Annotated in this window: 21 protein-coding genes; 11 read left to right on the forward strand and 10 right to left on the reverse strand. The window is 54.7% G+C overall.

The features are described 5' to 3' along the window. Positions 1–106: 106 nt before the first annotated feature. On the reverse strand, positions 107–1,543 hold the full coding sequence (gene aspA / locus HV355_RS20325; RefSeq protein WP_003855923.1) for an aspartate ammonia-lyase: 1,437 nt from the start codon (positions 1,541–1,543) through the stop codon (positions 107–109). Positions 1,544–1,878: 335 nt separating this feature from the next. On the opposite strand from aspA, the gene HV355_RS20330 reads away from it, so the two are divergent. Then, the gene (locus tag HV355_RS20330) at positions 1,879–2,343 is read left to right on the forward strand and encodes an FxsA family protein (protein ID WP_010427775.1); all 465 of its coding nucleotides are present in this window, start codon (positions 1,879–1,881) and stop codon (positions 2,341–2,343) included. A 33-nt stretch (positions 2,344–2,376) separates the two neighbouring features. Here HV355_RS20330 and yjeH read toward each other — a convergent pair whose 3' ends face one another. Further along, positions 2,377–3,615, reverse strand: a complete 1,239-nt coding sequence (gene yjeH, locus HV355_RS20335) for an L-methionine/branched-chain amino acid transporter (protein ID WP_182403203.1) — start codon at positions 3,613–3,615, stop codon at positions 2,377–2,379. 178 nt (positions 3,616–3,793) lie between these two features. On the opposite strand from yjeH, the gene HV355_RS20340 reads away from it, so the two are divergent. From HV355_RS20340 to HV355_RS20350, 3 genes are all read left to right on the forward strand, one after another. After that, positions 3,794–4,087 (forward strand): co-chaperone GroES, encoded by a 294-nt coding sequence (locus tag HV355_RS20340; RefSeq protein WP_003855929.1) that lies wholly within the window; start codon positions 3,794–3,796, stop codon positions 4,085–4,087. Positions 4,088–4,126: 39 nt separating this feature from the next. Beyond that, positions 4,127–5,770, forward strand: coding sequence for a chaperonin GroEL (groL, locus tag HV355_RS20345; protein WP_010427772.1), 1,644 nt, complete (start codon positions 4,127–4,129; stop codon positions 5,768–5,770). Positions 5,771–5,904: 134 nt separating this feature from the next. Continuing rightward, positions 5,905–6,258 carry a DUF4156 domain-containing protein gene (locus tag HV355_RS20350; protein ID WP_010427771.1) on the forward strand — a complete coding sequence of 118 codons (354 nt, stop codon included), beginning with the start codon at positions 5,905–5,907 and terminating at the stop codon, positions 6,256–6,258. Positions 6,259–6,324: 66 nt separating this feature from the next. On the opposite strand, the gene epmB is transcribed toward HV355_RS20350, so the two are convergent. Beyond that, complete coding sequence (gene epmB, locus HV355_RS20355; RefSeq protein ID WP_120159881.1) at positions 6,325–7,353, reverse strand: EF-P beta-lysylation protein EpmB; 1,029 nt, start codon at positions 7,351–7,353, stop codon at positions 6,325–6,327. 40 nt (positions 7,354–7,393) lie between these two features. On the opposite strand from epmB, the gene efp reads away from it, so the two are divergent. From efp to ecnB, 3 genes are all read left to right on the forward strand, one after another. After that, the gene (gene efp, locus HV355_RS20360; protein ID WP_010427766.1) at positions 7,394–7,960 is read left to right on the forward strand and encodes an elongation factor P; all 567 of its coding nucleotides are present in this window, start codon (positions 7,394–7,396) and stop codon (positions 7,958–7,960) included. A 58-nt stretch (positions 7,961–8,018) separates the two neighbouring features. Further along, complete coding sequence (locus HV355_RS20365) at positions 8,019–8,150, forward strand: entericidin A/B family lipoprotein (protein ID WP_010427765.1); 132 nt, start codon at positions 8,019–8,021, stop codon at positions 8,148–8,150. 108 nt (positions 8,151–8,258) lie between these two features. Then, positions 8,259–8,405: a lipoprotein toxin entericidin B gene (gene ecnB / locus HV355_RS20370; protein ID WP_003855942.1), complete on the forward strand. Its 147-nt coding sequence runs from the start codon at positions 8,259–8,261 to the stop codon at positions 8,403–8,405. Between the two features lie 40 nt (positions 8,406–8,445). Here the strand turns inward: ecnB and HV355_RS20375 are convergent, their stop codons facing one another. Continuing rightward, entirely contained in the window at positions 8,446–9,045 is a 600-nt protein-coding gene (locus HV355_RS20375) for a LuxR C-terminal-related transcriptional regulator (protein WP_108417905.1), read from the reverse strand. Between the two features lie 262 nt (positions 9,046–9,307). Here HV355_RS20375 and sugE point away from each other — a divergent pair, with 262 nt between their 5' ends. Then, positions 9,308–9,625 carry a quaternary ammonium compound efflux SMR transporter SugE gene (sugE, locus tag HV355_RS20380; RefSeq protein ID WP_100165646.1) on the forward strand — a complete coding sequence of 106 codons (318 nt, stop codon included), beginning with the start codon at positions 9,308–9,310 and terminating at the stop codon, positions 9,623–9,625. Here sugE and HV355_RS20385 read toward each other — a convergent pair. Next, positions 9,622–10,152: a lipocalin family protein gene (locus tag HV355_RS20385; RefSeq protein WP_100165645.1), complete on the reverse strand. Its 531-nt coding sequence runs from the start codon at positions 10,150–10,152 to the stop codon at positions 9,622–9,624. The genes sugE and HV355_RS20385 overlap by 4 nt on opposite strands. 120 nt (positions 10,153–10,272) lie before the next feature. Further along, entirely contained in the window at positions 10,273–11,418 is a 1,146-nt protein-coding gene (gene blaACT, locus HV355_RS20390; protein WP_182403205.1) for an ACT family cephalosporin-hydrolyzing class C beta-lactamase, read from the reverse strand. A 132-nt stretch (positions 11,419–11,550) separates the two neighbouring features. On the opposite strand from blaACT, the gene ampR reads away from it, so the two are divergent. Further along, entirely contained in the window at positions 11,551–12,426 is an 876-nt protein-coding gene (gene ampR, locus HV355_RS20395) for a LysR family transcriptional regulator AmpR (RefSeq protein ID WP_010427754.1), read from the forward strand. A 29-nt stretch (positions 12,427–12,455) separates the two neighbouring features. On the opposite strand, the gene frdD is transcribed toward ampR, so the two are convergent. From frdD to frdA, 4 genes are read right to left on the reverse strand one after another with little or no spacing between them, the layout of a single operon-like run. Then, positions 12,456–12,815 (reverse strand): fumarate reductase subunit FrdD, encoded by a 360-nt coding sequence (gene frdD, locus HV355_RS20400; protein ID WP_042715376.1) that lies wholly within the window; start codon positions 12,813–12,815, stop codon positions 12,456–12,458. A 10-nt stretch (positions 12,816–12,825) separates the two neighbouring features. Then, positions 12,826–13,221: a fumarate reductase subunit FrdC gene (gene frdC / locus HV355_RS20405; protein ID WP_182403339.1), complete on the reverse strand. Its 396-nt coding sequence runs from the start codon at positions 13,219–13,221 to the stop codon at positions 12,826–12,828. Positions 13,222–13,231: 10 nt separating this feature from the next. Then, positions 13,232–13,966 carry a succinate dehydrogenase/fumarate reductase iron-sulfur subunit gene (locus HV355_RS20410; protein WP_014068601.1) on the reverse strand — a complete coding sequence of 245 codons (735 nt, stop codon included), beginning with the start codon at positions 13,964–13,966 and terminating at the stop codon, positions 13,232–13,234. Continuing rightward, positions 13,959–15,749 (reverse strand): fumarate reductase (quinol) flavoprotein subunit, encoded by a 1,791-nt coding sequence (frdA, locus tag HV355_RS20415; RefSeq protein ID WP_182403207.1) that lies wholly within the window; start codon positions 15,747–15,749, stop codon positions 13,959–13,961. Before frdA ends, HV355_RS20410 begins: the two co-directional genes overlap by 8 nt. Positions 15,750–16,059: 310 nt before the next feature. Here frdA and epmA point away from each other — a divergent pair, with 310 nt between their 5' ends. Both epmA and yjeM read left to right on the forward strand, forming a co-directional pair. Further along, positions 16,060–17,037 carry an elongation factor P--(R)-beta-lysine ligase gene (gene epmA / locus HV355_RS20420; protein ID WP_010427746.1) on the forward strand — a complete coding sequence of 326 codons (978 nt, stop codon included), beginning with the start codon at positions 16,060–16,062 and terminating at the stop codon, positions 17,035–17,037. 194 nt (positions 17,038–17,231) lie between these two features. Further along, positions 17,232–18,731: a glutamate/gamma-aminobutyrate family transporter YjeM gene (yjeM, locus tag HV355_RS20425; protein ID WP_108417901.1), complete on the forward strand. Its 1,500-nt coding sequence runs from the start codon at positions 17,232–17,234 to the stop codon at positions 18,729–18,731. The last annotated feature ends 6 nt before the right edge of the window (positions 18,732–18,737 follow it).

Below are 18,737 nucleotides of genomic sequence, written 5' to 3' on the forward strand. Positions count from 1 at the left end.
TTGTTTATTAACAAGTTGATATTGAAATGTTGTGTAATTGGTAATGCTTAAAAAGAAAAAAGGCACGTCACAAGTGACGTGCCTTTCGGAAGCTTAGCCTGAACTGTTACTGTTCGCTTTCATCGGTATATCGTTTCGCTTTATACGCCGGGTGCATCAGGTTCTGGGCCGAGAAGATATCGTCCAGCTCCGCTTCGGTCAACAGTCCGCGCTCAAGCACGACTTCACGCACGCTCTTACCGGTCTCGGCACAAATCTTACCGACGATATCGCCGTTGTGGTGGCCGATGAACGGGTTGAGGTAGGTGACGATCCCGATGGAGTTATAGACGTAACCTTCACACACTTCTTTATTCGCGGTGATGCCGTTAATGCATTTTTCCAGCAGGTTGTAGCAGGCGTTGGTCAGGATGTGAATAGATTCAAACATCGCCTGGCCAATCACTGGCTCCATCACGTTCAGCTGCAGCTGACCGGCTTCAGAGGCCATGGTCACGGTGGTGTCGTTACCGATGACTTTAAAGCAAACCTGGTTCACCACTTCTGGCACAACCGGGTTAACTTTGGCTGGCATGATGGACGAACCCGCCTGCAGTTCTGGCAGGTTAATCTCGTTCAGACCCGCGCGCGGGCCCGAGGAGAGCAGGCGCAGGTCGTTACAGATTTTGGACAGTTTCACCGCCAGACGTTTCAGGGCGCTGTGAACCATGACGTATGCGCCGCAGTCGGACGTCGCTTCAATCAGATCTTCTGCTGGCACTACCGGCAGATTAGACACTTCCGCCAGCTTCTGTACCGCCAGCTGCTGATAGCCGTCTGGCGTGTTCAGGCGTGTACCGATGGCGGTTGCGCCCAGGTTCACTTCCAGCAGCAGCTCAGAGGTGCGCAGCAGGTTTTTGGTCTCTTCATTCAGCAGCACGTTAAACGCGTGGAATTCCTGACCGAGGGTCATTGGCACGGCGTCCTGCAGCTGGGTACGACCCATTTTCAGGATATCCTGGAACTCAACCGCTTTACGCTGGAAGCCGTCGCCCAGCTGGTTAATCGCGTCCACCAGTTTCACTACAGAGGCATAGACCGCGATGCGGAAGCCGGTTGGGTAAGCATCGTTGGTAGACTGACACTTGTTAACGTGGTCGTTCGGGTTGAGGTACTGGTATTCACCTTTCTGGTGACCCATCAGCTCCAGGCCAATGTTTGCCAGCACTTCGTTAGTATTCATGTTGACGGAGGTGCCCGCGCCGCCCTGGTAGACGTCAACCGGGAACTGATCCATGCATTTGCCGTTGTTCAGCACTTCATCGCACGCGGCGATAATCGCATTTGCAGCGCTCTTAGGAATGGTTTGCAGCTCTTTGTTTGCCAGTGCTGCGGCTTTCTTCACCATCACCATGCCACGGACAAATTCAGGGATGTCGCTGATTTTGCTGTTGCTGATGTAGAAGTTTTCAATCGCTCTCAGAGTGTGAACACCGTAGTAGGCATCCGCTGGAACTTCCCTGGTACCCAACAAGTCTTCTTCGATACGAATGTTGTTTAACATGTGAACCTTCTTTTCAAGCTGCCGATGGATTGTACTAAACACACAGTATATATGTGGTTTTGAATATTTTCTGACCGACGATTATTCCCTCAATCGGCCTGATGTTCGAGATCATATGCTGATGATAGCGAATTGCCGTAAGCTGGATCACTTATTATCGACCCGATTCCATGATAATTATTAATCTGTGAAATGTGTCACCGCTTTAATATTTCCAAAAAAAATATCCGTGCAAACCGATTGAATTTTGGCTAACCGTCGCCATCTCTAAAAAACGCGTTTTGCGAACACATTCAGACAGGGGCCAGATGGCGCCTGCCCTACAGGAGATGCCAGTGCGCTGGATACCGTTTATTGCTTTCTTTCTCTATGTTTACATTGAGATTTCGATTTTCATTCAGGTTGCCCACGTGCTGGGCGTGCTGCTGACATTGATTCTGGTGATCTTCACCTCCGTCATCGGCATGTCGCTGGTGCGTAATCAGGGTTTCAAAAATTTCCTGTTAATGCAGCAGAAGATGGCCGCGGGCGAAAGCCCGGCAGCCGAGATGATCAAAAGCGTGTCGCTGATTATTGCGGGCCTGCTGCTGATCCTGCCGGGGTTCTTCACCGATTTCCTCGGCCTGTTGCTGCTGTTACCGCCGGTGCAGAAGCACCTGACCATGAAGCTGCTGCCGCATCTGCGTTTCAGCCGCATGCCGGGTGGCGGGTTCAGCACCGGGCCGGGTGATACGTTTGAAGGGGAGTACCAGCGTAAGGACGACCAGCGCGACCGGTTAGATCATAAAGACGATCGGTGATTTTTTTGCCCGGTGGCGCTTCGCTTACCGGGCCTACGGATTCTGCTGTTTCGGTAAGAACAGCCACAGCCCTGCCAGCATGACAATAGCGTACAGACTCTTCCATCCCACCATCGCCAGCAGCAGCAGGCAAAGCACACCCCCAACGACCGCCAGCGCTTTGTAGCGACCTTTCAGCAGACGGCAACCCGCGAGCATACACAGCAGGTAGATCATGATGAAAATGCCGTTGGCGTAAACGATCAGCGCGTCCAGATTGATATCCAGCGCGTAAATACACAGCGAACTCAGGACGCAGCAGCCCAGCACGGCATTCAGGGCATTCAGCGGAAGCTGGCGTTTAGACAGGCGCGCGAGGCGATTCTCAGGTTTGTCGAGCGCCTGCGACCACACCAGCCGGGCAAAGCTCTGGATATAAATATTCAGGCTGGCAAAACAGGCCAGATAGCCGATGACGCAGGCGACCCACAGCGCTTTCACACCGAACAGTTCCACCACAATACCCGGCAGAGAGGCAGCGGCAGCGAGATCCGCACCGAACGCGTCGAAGTGTAATACCAGCACGGTACACGCCCAATAGACCGTACCCGCCAGCAGCAGGCCAATCATCAGCGCGCGGGGGAAATCACGTTCAGGCTGCTTAAATTCCGACGCCAGATGGGCAAAGGCTTCCAGGCCCACAAAACACCAGAACATGACGGAGAGGGCGGCGAAAAGCTGTGAATGGTCGACGTCTGTTACCGCGGGAAAGGGAATTTCCTTTATTGTGATATCGCCCGCCCACCAGATAGCGGCAACGAGCGCAACAATCAGCACCGCAACCAGCGTCTGCAGATTGGCGCTGGAGCTGGCGCCGCGCGAGCCCACCCACCAGACGATAGCCAGCGTGCCCAGTTCGGCCAGCAACAACTGCGCGTTATGCCAGCCAAACAGCGCCTGACCAAAGCCGGTCGCAATATGCAACGCCGCAGGAAGACCAACCGGAATGACGGAGAGAAACAGCCAGCCGGTGACGCGCTGAAGGCGCGGACCAAAGGCTATGCCGACAAAATGCGCCACGCCGCCCGCGCTGGGAAAATGCCGCCCGAGGATGGCGAAGACAATTGCCACCGGGAAAACCAGCACAATCAACACAGGCCACGCCCACAGGCTGTTATTCCCCGCGACCAGCGCGGCCAGGGCGGGTACGGCAAACACGCCCGTGCCTAACAAGGAGGTGGAGAGTAAGCCAACGCCCTGTGCCAGCCCCAACTCCTGCTTGAGTCCACTCATTTCCATCGTCCTGCCACCATCAAAAGAGAGGCGATGGTAACACTTTCGCAAATTTTTTTTCGATTCCCCCTTGAAGGGGGAAAAAGCTATCCCCATCTCTCAGGGCACTAGCCGGAAAACCGCGTGCGGCCCGGCGTCATCCATAACTGATAATGACTTTCTCAAAGGAGAGCTATCAATGAGTATTCGTCCGTTACATGATCGTGTGATCGTCAAACGTAAAGAAGTTGAAACCAAGTCTGCTGGCGGCATCGTTCTGACCGGTTCTGCGGCAGCCAAATCAACGCGTGGCGAAATCATCGCTGTCGGTAAGGGCCGCATCCTGGAAAACGGAACTGTGCAGCCGCTGGACGTTAAAGTTGGTGACATCGTCATTTTCAACGATGGCTACGGCGTGAAATCCGAGAAGATCGACAATGAAGAAGTGTTGATCATGTCCGAGAGCGACATTCTGGCAATTGTTGAAGCGTAATTTACGCACGAAACTGTACGAATTTGAGGAAATAAGAACATGGCAGCTAAAGACGTAAAATTCGGTAACGACGCTCGTGTAAAAATGCTCCGCGGCGTAAACGTACTGGCAGACGCAGTGAAAGTGACCCTGGGTCCGAAAGGTCGTAACGTAGTGCTGGACAAATCCTTCGGCGCGCCAACCATCACCAAAGATGGTGTTTCTGTTGCACGTGAAATCGAGCTGGAAGACAAGTTCGAAAACATGGGCGCGCAGATGGTGAAAGAAGTGGCCTCTAAAGCGAACGACGCTGCAGGCGACGGTACCACCACCGCGACTGTACTGGCGCAGGCTATCATCACTGAAGGTCTGAAAGCCGTTGCTGCGGGCATGAACCCAATGGATCTGAAACGTGGTATCGACAAAGCTGTCGCATCCGCTGTTGAAGAACTGAAAGCGCTGTCCGTACCGTGCTCTGACTCTAAAGCTATTGCTCAGGTTGGTACCATCTCCGCTAACTCCGACGAAACCGTAGGTAAACTGATCGCAGAAGCGATGGATAAAGTCGGTAAAGAAGGCGTGATCACCGTTGAAGACGGTACCGGTCTGGAAGACGAACTGGACGTGGTTGAAGGTATGCAGTTCGACCGCGGTTACCTGTCCCCATACTTCATCAACAAGCCAGAGACTGGCGCTGTTGAGCTGGAAAGCCCGTTCATCCTGCTGGCTGACAAGAAAATCTCCAACATCCGCGAAATGCTGCCAGTGCTGGAAGCCGTTGCGAAAGCAGGCAAGCCGCTGGTTATCATCGCTGAAGACGTTGAAGGCGAAGCGCTGGCGACCCTGGTGGTTAACACCATGCGCGGCATCGTGAAAGTGGCTGCGGTTAAAGCACCTGGCTTCGGCGATCGCCGTAAAGCAATGCTGCAGGATATCGCTACCCTGACTGGCGGTACCGTAATCTCTGAAGAGATCGGTATGGAGCTGGAAAAAGCGACCCTGGAAGACCTCGGCCAGGCGAAACGCGTTGTGATCAACAAAGACACCACCACCATCATCGATGGCGTGGGTGAAGAAGCCGCTATTCAGGGCCGCGTTGGTCAGATCCGTAAGCAGATCGAAGAAGCGACTTCTGACTACGACCGTGAAAAACTGCAGGAGCGCGTAGCGAAACTGGCAGGCGGCGTTGCGGTAATCAAAGTCGGTGCGGCTACCGAAGTTGAAATGAAAGAGAAAAAAGCACGCGTTGACGATGCCCTGCACGCGACCCGTGCTGCGGTAGAAGAAGGCGTGGTTGCTGGTGGTGGTGTTGCGCTGGTGCGTGTTGCCGCTAAGCTGGCTGGCCTGACCGCGCAGAACGAAGATCAGAACGTGGGTATCAAAGTTGCGCTGCGCGCGATGGAAGCGCCACTGCGTCAGATCGTGTCCAATGCCGGTGAAGAGCCATCTGTTGTAACCAACAACGTGAAAGCGGGCGAAGGTAACTACGGTTACAACGCGGCAACGGAAGAATACGGCAACATGATCGACTTCGGTATCCTGGACCCAACAAAAGTAACCCGTTCTGCTCTGCAGTACGCGGCTTCTGTTGCTGGCCTGATGATCACCACCGAGTGCATGGTGACCGACCTGCCAAAAGGCGACGCGCCTGACTTAGGTGCTGCTGGCATGGGCGGCATGGGCGGTATGGGCGGCATGATGTAATCGTGCGCTTTACCTCTTAGAATGTGAAAAACCCCCGGGCAGAAATGCTCGGGGGTTTTTCTTTTGGTCATCTTTTAGGTATAAGGTTTACACACGGACAACTACTGTCCAGCTTATTGAAAACGAGGAATAACATGCGCGTAAAAGTCTGTGCAGGGATTGTAGGGGCAGCATTGCTGCTGGCGGGTTGTAGCTCCAGCAATGAGCTGTCGGCAGCGGGCCAGGGCGTTCGCTTTGTGGAAGATAAGCCGGGTAGTGAATGCCAGCTGTTAGGCACGGCAACCGGTGAGCAAAGTAACTGGATGTCAGGTCAGCATGGCGAAGAAGGTGGCTCTATGCGCGGTGCGGCGAATGCCCTGCGTAACCAGGCTGCGGCAATGGGTGGTAACGTGATTTACGGCGTGAGCAGCCCAACGCAGGGGATGCTGTCCAGCTTCGTGCCGACCGCCAGCCAGATGAATGGCCAGGTCTACAAGTGCCCGAACTGAGTTAACTTGCTGATGGCGCTGCGCCCGGAACCCGTAGGGCAGGTAAGCGTAGCGCCACCTGCCTTTTTACTTCTGCCGCAGCTGCAAATCCAGCGGCGTCTTGCTCGGCTCACCGCCAATCTCACGCGCCAGCTTCGGCACCATATAGCCTGAAACCAGCGTTAACAGTTCGCGCATAATCTGTCGGGCTTCTTCATCCGTCACCATGAAATGTGCCGCGCCCTGCACGCGATCCAGCACGTGCAGGTAATAGGGCATCACGCCCGCATCAAACAACGCATTGCTCAAATCTGCCAGCACGCGGGCGCTATCGTTTACGCCGCGCAGCAGCACGCTCTGGTTCAGCAGCGTCACGCCCGCTTTACGCAGACGCGCCATCCCCGCCCGAAATTCATCGTCAATTTCGTTCGCGTGGTTGATATGGTTTACCAGCAGCACCTGTAAACGGGACTGCTCAACGCGTGAGACCAGCCCATCGGTGATCCGCGCCGGAATAACAATCGGCAAACGGCTATGAATGCGCAGACGCTTGATGTGCGGAATGGCTTCCAGCTGCGTCAGCAGCCAGTCCAGCTCGTGATCTTTCGCCATCAGCGGGTCGCCGCCGGAAAAAATAATTTCATCAAGCTCGGGATGGGCGGCGATATAGTCCAGCGCGACCTGCCAGTTGCGTTTATTGCCCTGATTGTCGGCATAGGGGAAGTGCCGACGGAAGCAATAACGACAATTTACCGCACAGCCGCCTTTTACCAGCAGCAGGGCGCGGTTGAGGTACTTGTGCAGTAAACCCGGCACCACGCTGTTCTGCTCTTCCAGCGGATCGGTGCTGTAACCCGGCGCGGTGACAAACTCATCCTGCGAAGTAAGTGTTTGTTTTAATAGCGGATCGTCGGGATTGCCTTTCTCCATCCGCGCCACAAAAGCACGGGGAACGCGCAGGGCAAAAAGGCGCTTTGCCTCGCGGCCTGCAAGCAACTCTTCGTGTTGATCGAGGTCTAAAAGACGCAGCAATTCATCAGGACTGGTGATTACATCGGCAAGTTGCGATAACCAATCTTCTCTGGACGGGGTGTTTAGGGTTACAATATGCGCCATTTTGTGGCTTAGCTACCAGTTAACAAATTTAGAGGGCCTTATGGCAACGTACTATAGCAACGATTTTCGTGCTGGTCTTAAAATCATGATGGACGGCGAACCGTACGCGGTTGAAGCCAGCGAATTCGTTAAACCAGGTAAAGGCCAGGCATTCGCACGCGTTAAGCTGCGCCGCCTGCTGACCGGTACCCGTGTTGAGAAAACCTTCAAGTCTACTGACTCCGCTGAAGGCGCTGATGTTGTTGATATGAACCTGACCTATCTGTACAACGACGGTGAGTTCTATCATTTCATGAACAACTCTACTTTCGAACAGCTGTCTGCTGATGAGAAAGCAGTAGGCGACAGCGCGAAATGGCTGCTGGATCAGGCTGAGTGCATCGTTACCCTGTGGAACGGCCAGCCTATCGCTGTGACCCCACCAAACTTCGTAGAACTGGAAATCGTTGAAACCGATCCAGGTCTGAAAGGTGACACCGCAGGTACCGGCGGTAAGCCAGCTAAACTGTCTACCGGCGCAGTGGTTAAAGTGCCACTGTTCGTCCAGACTGGCGAAGTGATCAAAGTGGATACCCGCTCCGGCGAATACGTGTCCCGCGTGAAGTAATTTACGTCATGATTGAAGGCGCAGCGCCCGCTGCGCCTGATTTTTGCAGGCAGGGATGATGAAACGTACCGTTAAAATTCTGCTTCTGTTAGCGCTGACCAGCGCAATCCTTTCTGGATGCAACACCGCGCGCGGCGTGGGTGAAGACATCAAAGATCTTGGCCACGTCATTTCTAATGCAGCCAGCTAATTTCGTCTAATTTTCTTAAAAATGCTTCCTGTGCCGTCAAATGACGGGATCTTGTCTATCCTTAAGTTGCTATACACAAAACAACTTTGGCTATAAAAGGAAGATATTATGGTTAAGAAAACAATTGCAGCGATCTTTTCTGTTCTGGTGCTCTCTTCTGTACTGACTGCATGTAATACCACCCGCGGTGTAGGGGAAGATATCTCCGATGGTGGCAATGCTATTTCTGGTGCAGCCACTAAAGCTCAGAACTAATGACGCACTGACGGTACGGTGCACCACTCTTACCGTACCGTCAATTCTCTGCTTCCTGCAGGGATAAAAACGGGGAATAGCGCGTGTCCATATGCAGCTTCATCCTGATATTCCGCTTGTAGGTATAAACCGTTTTTCCGTTAATACTTAAATGGCTGGCAATCTTCTGGTTGCTCGCGCCGTCCATCCACAGCGTTAGCACTTTCTCCTCCTGACGAGTCAGCAGCGGGGCGGCAATCTGCGGCCTTTCAACGCTTGCGCATGACGTCAGCGCGTCATTAATCACCATCGCCACTTCTTCTAAATCGGCATTTTTCAACAGCGAAGCCCATACCGGGAATTGTGTCAGGTAGTTTGTCATGTCTTGTTCTTCGCCCGACTGGAGTAAAATAAAGGGCTGCGTTTCGCTGGCAATCATCAGGGAAGAGAGTTGCTGAAAATGATGAAAATCGTGTCGAAAACCGTGTAAGTCAGCGATAACCAGCGTCGGTTTCCACTGCAGGATATGCTCTCTGGCGAGGAAGAGGTTATTCAACCCGGTCACGACGAAGTGACCCGGAAAAAGACCAGAATGATTGAGCCATGCTTCAAAACCCGTACGGGTGAAGTGGCAACGGTCAATCAAAAGAATTTTGAACATAGTGGATTCGCAGTCGGCTAGTGGTTTGGCTTCCTGCCATCAGAAAGCACATCATCATAGAGAAGTCGGATGAGTGATAAATGCCTGAACTGCGCGCCATACTGCGGCTATTTCTTGCCTTAACATATTCAGCACAAAGGGATTGAAAAAAAAGCGCACTCTATCCACAATATTGAGCGTAATCTCTGCCTTTCGGGACGACCCGTAAGCGCTTCTTTCACCGGGGACGGCCCCAACTTGTACTTAAGTTAAGGAGCCTGAAATGTCCTGGATTATTCTTTTTATTGCCGGTTTGCTCGAAGTGGTTTGGGCAATTGGTCTGAAATATACCCACGGTTTTACCCGCCTGACGCCCAGCGTCATTACCGTTACCGCAATGATTGTCAGTATTGTCATGCTGTCATGGGCAATGCGTACCCTGCCTGTTGGGACGGCTTATGCGGTCTGGACTGGAATTGGAGCGGTAGGGGCGGCCATCACCGGCATTCTGTTGCTGGGAGAGTCAGCGAGTCTGGCGCGTATTGCCAGCCTCGCCCTGATTGTTGCCGGGATCGTTGGCCTGAAGCTCAGCACGCATTAATGCGGCTGTTCAACCCAAACTAATTTCGCTACATCAAACCCTTGCCGGGTCGCCACGTCCAGCATCTGCTGTTTCATTTCAGGTGAAATGGTCGGGGTGCGGGAGAGTATCCACAGGTAGTCGCGATCCGGCCCGCACACTAACGCGTGACGATATTCTCTGTCGAGTGCAATCACGTTATATCCACCGTAGAACGGGCCGATGAAAGAGACTTTCAACGCAGCACGGCTCGCGTCGCCGGTGAAGTACGCCTTGCCAACCGATTGTTGCCACATCGCCCGGTCCGGGTTGTAACCACGGTTAACGACCTGAATACCGCCGTCATCCATTGAACTGTAATGGGCTGTGACTTTTTCTAAACCGCGCTCGAACCGATGATCCATTCGGGCGATTTCATACCAGGTTCCAAGGAAGCGTTGTGAATCGAAAGGCGTGACGACGGTGACGCCGGGTGGTGGGGTAGGGGAACTGCAGGCAACCACTAAAAACGCGGCTGTCACCGCGGCGATAACAGGCAGAATGCGCATAGGTGTTTCCTTACTGTTTTCTGTTAAGTGTAGATGACAGCAAGGAAAATGTGGCTTTTGTGCGGCGTCATACCGTGGATTTTGTTGGCCGGGTAAGCGTTAGCGCCACCCGGCAATGTTTTACTGCAGCGCGTCGAGGATACGGTATGCCGCCTCAACGCGTGCCGGGTTCGGATAGCTCTTGTTCGCCAGCATCACGATGCCAAGCTGCTTCTCCGGGATAAAGGCCACATAGCTGCCGAATCCGCCGGTGGAGCCGGTTTTGTGCACCCATGAGGCTTTTACCGGAGGTGCCGGAGGATTCACTTCTCTCGCAGGCAGGGGGGCCAGCGCGACCTTGTTGTCGCTACCTTCAACCACGGTTTTGGCATCGACCGGCCAGTTAAGCATTTCCCAGCCTAATCCCTGATACATGGCCCCCACGCGCCAGTAGCGCGACTGCGCCAGCGTAATGCCTTGCTTCAGCGATGCGTCCTGAACGTTATCCGGAGCCATATTGGCCACCACCCAGCTCGCCATATCCTGCACGTTGGTTTTCACGCCGTAGGCTTCGGCATCCAGCATCCCCGGTGACACTTGGACCGCTTTACCGTCACGGTATCCCCAGGCGTAATGTGCCTCTTCTGCTTTCGGAACGTTGATCCACGTATGGTCGAGCCCGAGCGGTTTAAAGACCCGCGTCGTCATGGCCTGTTCAAAGCCCATGCCGGAAGGTTTAACCGCCAGTGCGCCAAACAGACCGATGCTGGCGTTCGCATACAATCGCGTGGTGCCAGGTTTCCACTGCGGCTGCCATGTCTGGTAAAAGCGCTGCAGCGACGCGCTGTCTGTCACCTCATCCGGCACCTGGAGCGGTAACCCTCCCGCGGTATAGGTCGCCAGATCCAGCATGCGAATCCCCTGCCACTGCTTGCCCGTCAGTTCAGGCCAGTATTTGGTCACCGGATCGCCCAGCGATATTTCACCGCGGGCAATGGCATCGCCGCCCAATACGCCGGTGAAAGTTTTACTGATAGAACCTAGTTCGAACAGGGTTTGTGGGGTAACAGGTTTGTTCGCTGCAACATCGGCTTTACCAAAAGTAAAATAGTGCGGCTGGCCCTGGTAGATCACGGCAACCGCCATGCCCGGAATGGACTGCGCTTTCATCAGGAGGGTAATGCTTTTTTCCACCACGTCAGCCAGCTGTTTTTCTGTCATCGACGCAGCAATGCTGGAACATGACACGCCGAGCAGCAGGGCGCAGCAAAGGGATTTTTTGATCATCAGTTATCTTCCATAATCACGGTTCAGGGAAGTGTCCGGGCCCATCAGACGAGCGTAGTCTGTGGGATTTGACTGTGGCTGACAAACGGTTAAATTTAGCATTAGCTGTTAATTTTTCTAACGGAACGACAGATGACGCGAAGCTATCTTCCTCTTAACTCGCTTCGTGCTTTCGAAGCGGCCGCCAGGCATCTTAGTTTTACGCATGCCGCCATTGAACTCAATGTGACCCATTCCGCCATTAGCCAACACGTGAAGGCGCTGGAGCAGCACCTGCACTGCCAGCTGTTCGTTCGCGTTTCCCGTGGGCTGACGTTGACCACGGAAGGCGAGAATTTACTGCCGGTGCTGAACGATTCGTTCGATCGTATCGCCGGTCTGCTCGATCGCTTTACTCACCATCTTGCCATGGAGAAGCTGAAGATCGGCGTGGTGGGTACCTTTGCGACGGGGTTGCTCTTTCCGCAGCTGGAGGATTTTCGTCGCTGCTATCCGCACATTGATCTGCAGCTTTCCACGCATAACAACCGTGTCGATCCTGCCGCCGAAGGACTGGATTACACCATCCGCTATGGTGGAGGCGCGTGGCATGGTACCGAGGCGCAGTTTCTTTGCCCTGCGCCGCTGGCTCCGCTTTGCACGCCGGATATCGCCTCTGTGCTAAAAAACCCGGCAGATATCCTGAAATTTACCCTGCTGCGCTCTTACCGACGCGACGAATGGGCTGCCTGGATGCAGGCGGCGGGTGAGCATCCTCCTTCACCGACGCACCGGGTGATGGTGTTTGATTCGTCTGTGACCATGCTTGAGGCGGCTCAGGCGGGCGTGGGAATTGCCATCGCGCCTGTTGATATGTTTAGCCATTTGCTGAACAGCGAGCGTATCGTGCAGCCGTTTGCGACGCAGATTGACCTGGGCAGTTACTGGCTGACGCGACTCCAGTCGCGGGCAGAAACCCCCGCAATGCGTGAGTTTGCGCAGTGGCTGGTGGGAAAAATGCAGAAATAACAGGCCCGCCGGATGGCGGGCCAGAAGCGTCAGATGGTGACTACCGCAATCAGCGTCACCACGGTCAGGATGGTCGCCAGACCGTAGAATACCCATTTACCGCTCGGGACATGGATTTTCAGGTCATGCATCGCATGGTGAATACGGTGCAGACCACACCACAGCGGCAGGACGATCATCAGGAAGAGGAACACGCGGCCGATAAAGCTGCTCGCGAACGCCAGTACGCGTTCGTAGCTCAGCGCATCGCCCGGGAACAGCCCCAGCGGCAGCATAATGCCGACCAGCAGGATAATGACCGGCGCGATGATGGCGCTCCACATGCCGCCTGCACCGAACAGGCCCCAGAAGACCGGCTCGTCAGAGCGTTTTGGATTTGGATTGATCACAGGAGTCTCCTTACCAGAACAGTGCGACAAACAGAATGACCACAGTGACCAGAATTGTCACTGCCCAGAGCCCTTTAATCACCGGCTCTGGCCCCGTTTTTTCGCCTTTAACGATGATGTTCGCCGCTTTTGGCGCCAGTTCAAACCAGGTTTTGGTATGAAGCAGCGCGGCCGCGAGCACGATCAGGTTCAGCACAACGATGATCGGGTTTTGCAGGAAACCGACAAAGCTGGACCAGGTTTCCGGACCGTGTTTGAGGGCGAAAACCCCGTACATCAGCTCAAGGCTGAACCAGACCGCAGGTACCGCCGTGCCTTCACGCAGCATATAGAAGCGATAAAACGGCAGGTTTTTCCACCAGGTGGACGGCATTGGCCGCACATAGGCTTTGCGTTTAGTCGTCATCATGCACTCCTTAGCGTGGTTTCAGGGTAGCGATAAGAAAGTCTTTCGAGCTTTCCACTTTACCCTGCTGAATAGCGGCTGCCGGGTCGACGTGCTTCGGACAGACTTCGGAGCAGTAGCCCACAAAGGTACAGCTCCAGACGCCGTTCTGGCTGTTTAGCTGCGCCATGCGTTCTTTTTTGCCGTGGTCGCGGCTGTCCTCGTTATAGCGGTGCGCCAGGGTAATGGCGGCCGGGCCAATGAACTCCTTGTTCAGGCCAAACTGTGGACAGGCGGCGTAGCACAGACCGCAGTTGATGCAGCCGGAGAACTGATGGTACTTCGCCATCTGGGCTGGCGTCTGGGTGTTTGGCCCCTGGTCGGGCGTGCGCGGATTGCCAATGATATACGGCTTAATGGCTTCCAGGCTTTCGATAAAGTGGGTCATATCGACCACCAGATCGCGCTCAATCGGGAAGTTGCCCAGGGCTTCAACCTTGATGCCTTTGGTGTACTCGCGCAGGAAGGTTTTACAGGCCAGCTTCGGTACCTTGTTAACCATCATGCCGCAGGAGCCGCAGATCGCCATGCGGCAGGACCAGCGATAGCTCAGGTCTGGTGCCAGGTTGTCTTTGATATAGCCGAGCGCATCCAGCAGGGAGGTTTGCTCGTCATAAGGGACTTCATAGAAAGCGCTGTGCGGTGCGGCGTCCACTTCCGGGTTGTAGCGCACCACTTCAACTTTCAGTTTTTGCATCTCAGCCATTCGCCTTCTCCTTCTTCTCGGCGTCTTCTGCTTCTGCACCGTAAACGCGCTTCGCCGGTGGCAGCGTGGTGATTTTCACGTCGCTGTAGTCCAGACGGGTAGTGCCATCCGCATCGCGCCAGGCGAGGGTATGTTTCAGGAAGTTGACGTCATCACGTTCGGTACAGCCTTCATCAAGGCGCTGGTGCGCGCCGCGCGATTCTTTACGCGCCAGCGCGGAGTGCGCCATACATTCCGCGACGTTCAGACCGTGGCCCAGTTCGATGGTATAGAGCAGGTCGGTATTGAACACGCTGGAGGTATCGGTGATGCGCACGCGCTTGAAGCGTTCCTGCAGCTCTGCCAGCTTGTCGACGGTTTTCTGCATCAGCTCTGGCGTACGGTAGATACCGCAGCCTTCTTCCATCGACAGGCCCATTTCATCGCGGATCGTAGACCAGTTCTCGTTACCTTCCTGATTCACCAGATCTTTCAGACGTTTTTCAACGTCTGCGACCTGAGCGTCCAGAGCGGCACCGTTGGCTTCACCTGCAGTAGCCGCCCGCTCCATTGCGCGTTCGCCTGCCATGCGGCCAAAGACGACCAGCTCTGCCAGCGAGTTCGATCCCAGACGGTTCGCACCGTGCAGGCCCACGGAGGAACACTCGCCCACGGCGAAGAGCCCTTTGACGCGGGTTTCGCACTGCTGATCGGTTTCGATACCGCCCATGGTGTAGTGCGCGGTTGGACGCACCGGAATCGGTTCTTTCACCGGGTCAACGCCTACGTAGGCTTTTGCCAGCTCGCAGATGAACGGCAGACGCTCCAGCAGTTTCTTCTCGCCGAGGTGGCGCAGGTCGAGATAGACCACATCGCCGCGCGGCGTGGAGATGGTGTTGCCTTTGCGCCACTCGTGCCAGAAGGCCTGAGACACTTTGTCGCGCGGGCCGAGTTCCATGTATTTGTTCTTCGGCTCGCCGAGCGGGGTTTCCGGGCCCATGCCGTAATCCTGCAGATAGCGGTAGCCGTTTTTGTTGACCAGAATACCGCCTTCACCGCGGCAGCCTTCCGTCATCAGAATGCCGGAGCCCGGCAGACCGGTTGGGTGATACTGCACGAACTCCATATCGCGCAGCGGCACGCCGTGGCTGAGCGCCATGCCCATCCCGTCGCCGGTGACGATGCCGCCGTTGGTATTGTAGCGATAAACGCGACCCGCACCGCCTGTTGCCATTACCACGGCTTTCGCGCGGATCTGGACAAGCGTGCCTTCCATCATGTTCATCGCCACCAGGCCGCGCGCCTCGCCGTCATCGACCAGAATGTCGAGAACGAAATGTTCATCAAAGCGTTGAATTTGCGGGAACTGAAGGGAGGTCTGGAACAGGGTGTGTAACATATGGAAGCCGGTCTTATCGGCGGCGAACCAGGTGCGTTCAATCTTCATTCCGCCGAAGCGGCGAACGTTGACGCTGCCGTCCGGACGGCGACTCCACGGACATCCCCACTGCTCAAGCTGGGTCATTTCCGTAGGACAGTGGTGCACGAAGTAGTCAACGACATCCTGCTCGCAAAGCCAGTCGCCCCCTGCAACCGTGTCGTGGAAATGGTATTCGAAGCTGTCATGATCCTGCGCAACAGCGGCGGATCCTCCTTCTGCAGCAACCGTGTGGCTACGCATAGGATAGACTTTTGAAATCAGTGCGATTTTAGCGTTGGGATTAGCTTGTGCTGCAGCAATTGCAGCGCGTAATCCCGCTCCGCCAGCGCCTATTACGGCAAGATCGGCTTGAAAAGTTTGCACGACATTCCTCCAGATTTTTGTTTTTCCGCAACGCGTTGAACTAAAGGTAGCTCACCTGTCCGAACGGGAAATTGCGAAAGCGATTCCACTGCTCCTTTATGGGTAAAACAGTATAACCGTATGGATGTGAGGGAAATTTGACGTGTTCGATTTTTTTGCTGTTCAGTGCGGTGATTTATCATCGTTATTGATGAATTCCGTTACGTTATTTTTCTTCGTTATGAAAAAGGCGCTTTTACCGCGCAAAATTTGTCTCCGCCCCGGCTTACGAGTAGACTTCGTGCCCTTGTCTGAAATCGGAGAATGACTCATGAGCGAAACGGCCACCTGGCAGCCGAGCGCATCCATCCCAAACCTGTTAAAACGCGCAGCAGTAATGGCGGAGATCCGCCGCTTCTTTGCTGACCGCGGCGTCCTGGAGGTGGAAACGCCGTGCATGAGTCAGGCAACGGTAACGGATATTCATCTGGTGCCGTTTGAAACCCGTTTTGTTGGCCCAGGCCATTCTCAGGGTATGAATCTGTATCTGATGACCAGCCCGGAATACCACATGAAGCGCCTGCTGGCGGCGGGATGTGGTCCGGTGTATCAGCTGTGCCGCAGCTTCCGTAATGAAGAGATGGGTCGTCACCACAACCCGGAATTCACCATGCTGGAGTGGTACCGCCCGCATTATGATATGTATCGCCTGATGAATGAGGTGGACGATCTGCTGCAGCAGGTTCTGGACTGTTCAGAAGCGGAGACGCTCTCCTATCAGCAGGCGTTCCAGCGTTGTCTGGAAATCGATCCTCTTTCAGCGGATAAAGCCCAGTTGCGTGAAGTGGCTGCAAAACTGGATCTGAGCAATGTGGCGGATACCGAGGAAGATCGCGATACGCTGCTGCAACTGCTTTTCACCTTTGGCGTGGAACCGCAGATTGGCAAGGATCGTCCGACGTTTGTTTATCATTTCCCCGCAAGTCAGGCTTCGCTGGCGCAGATCAGCACCGAAGACCACCGCGTGGCGGAGCGTTTTGAGGTTTATTATAAAGGTATTGAGCTGGCGAACGGTTTCCACGAGCTGACTGACGCGCGCGAACAGCAGCAGCGTTTTGAGCAGGATAACCGCAAGCGTGCAGCGCGCGGTCTGCCGCAGCAGCCGATTGATACCAACCTGCTGGAGGCGTTAAAAGCTGGCCTGCCGGATTGTTCTGGTGTGGCACTGGGCGTTGACCGTCTGGTGATGCTGGCGCTGGGCGCAGAGCAGCTTGGCGATGTGATTGCCTTTACGGTCGATCGCGCCTGATAAAGTGCCGGGTGGTGCTGCGCTCACCCGGCTACCATTCCTGTCAATTAACCTTTCCATTTCCGCACAACAACATTAAAAACTGCCAATTTCTCTATACACGGGTCTTTTTCTTAGTTTGCCTCGCATAGCCACAATTTCTGTCTGGTCATCTGCTACCATCCGCGCAGCTTAATTCTCCTTCGGATGGTTATATGTCTCACTCACTCAAAAAGATGACCCTCACCGGGCTCATCCTGATGATATTTACCTCGGTCTTTGGTTTTGCCAACAGTCCGTCGGCCTTCTACCTGATGGGTTACAGCGCGACGCCGTTTTATATCGTCTCTGCGCTATTCTTCTTCATTCCCTTTGCGCTGATGATGGCGGAAATGGGATCGGCCTATCGCAAAGAAGAGGGCGGGATCTATTCGTGGATGAACAACAGCGTTGGTCCGCGCTATGCGTTTATCGGCACGTTTATGTGGTTCTCCTCTTACGTCGTCTGGATGGTCAGTACGGCCGCGAAAGTGTGGGTTCCGTTCTCGACGTTTGTGTTCGGAGCCGATAAAACCCAGGTCTGGTCGCTGGCGGGCCTCAGCTCTACGCAGGTGGTGGGTATTCTGGCGGTCTGCTGGATGGTTGTTGTAACGCTGGTGGCGTCTAAAGGCATCAACAAAATAGCCCGGATTACCGCTGTGGGCGGTATTTCGGTCATGGGGTTGAACCTGGTGCTGCTGGTGGTCAGTATCGCCATTCTGTGTCTGAACGGCGGCCATTTCGCGCAGGAGGTGAATTTTGTTTCATCCCCTAACCCGAGCTATCAGTCCGGCCTCGCCATGCTCTCCTTCGTGGTCTTTGCCATCTTTGCTTACGGCGGTATTGAAGCCGTAGGCGGCCTGGTCGATAAGACCGAGAACCCGGAAAAGAACTTTGCCAAAGGCATTATTTTTGCCGCCATCGTCATCTCGATTGGCTATTCGCTGGCGATTTTCCTCTGGGGCGTCAGCACTAACTGGCAGCAGGTGCTGAGCAACAACACCACGAACCTCGGGAACATCACCTATGTTCTGATGAAAAGTCTGGGCATGACGCTGGGGCAGGCGATGAACCTGACGCCGGACGCGGCGGCTACGATGGGCGTTTGGTTTGCGCGCATCACCGGGCTGTCGATGTTCCTTGCGTATACGGGCGCGTTCTTCACGCTGATTTACTCTCCGCTGAAAGCCATTATTCAGGGCACGCCAAAAGCGCTGTGGCCAGCGCGCATGACGCAGTTGAATACAACCGGCATGCCCGCTAACGCCATGTGGATGCAGTGTCTGCTGGTATGCGTGTTCATTCTGCTGGTGTCGTTTGGTGGTGACACTGCGTCAGCGTTTTACAACAAGCTGACTCTGATGGCGAACGTTTCAATGACGCTACCGTATCTGTTCCTGACGCTCGCGTTCCCGTTCTTTAAGGCGAAGCAGGGGCTGGAACGTCCGTTCGTAATTTTCAAAACCCGCGCAACAACGCTGCTGGCAACCACGGTGGTCGTTTTGGTGGTGGCGTTTGCCAACATATTCACCGTGATCCAGCCCATCATTGAGGCAAATGACTGGAACAGCGCGCTGTGGATGGTTGGCGGTCCGATCTTCTTCTCGCTGCTGGCGATGGGGATTTATGAGAACTATCGTCGTCGCTCGGTGGCGTACGTCGCGGAAGTCGCGTAGGGGTGA

Source organism: Enterobacter sp. RHBSTW-01064 (assembly GCF_014103035.1).
Classification (GTDB): Bacteria; Pseudomonadota; Gammaproteobacteria; order Enterobacterales; family Enterobacteriaceae; genus Enterobacter; species Enterobacter mori.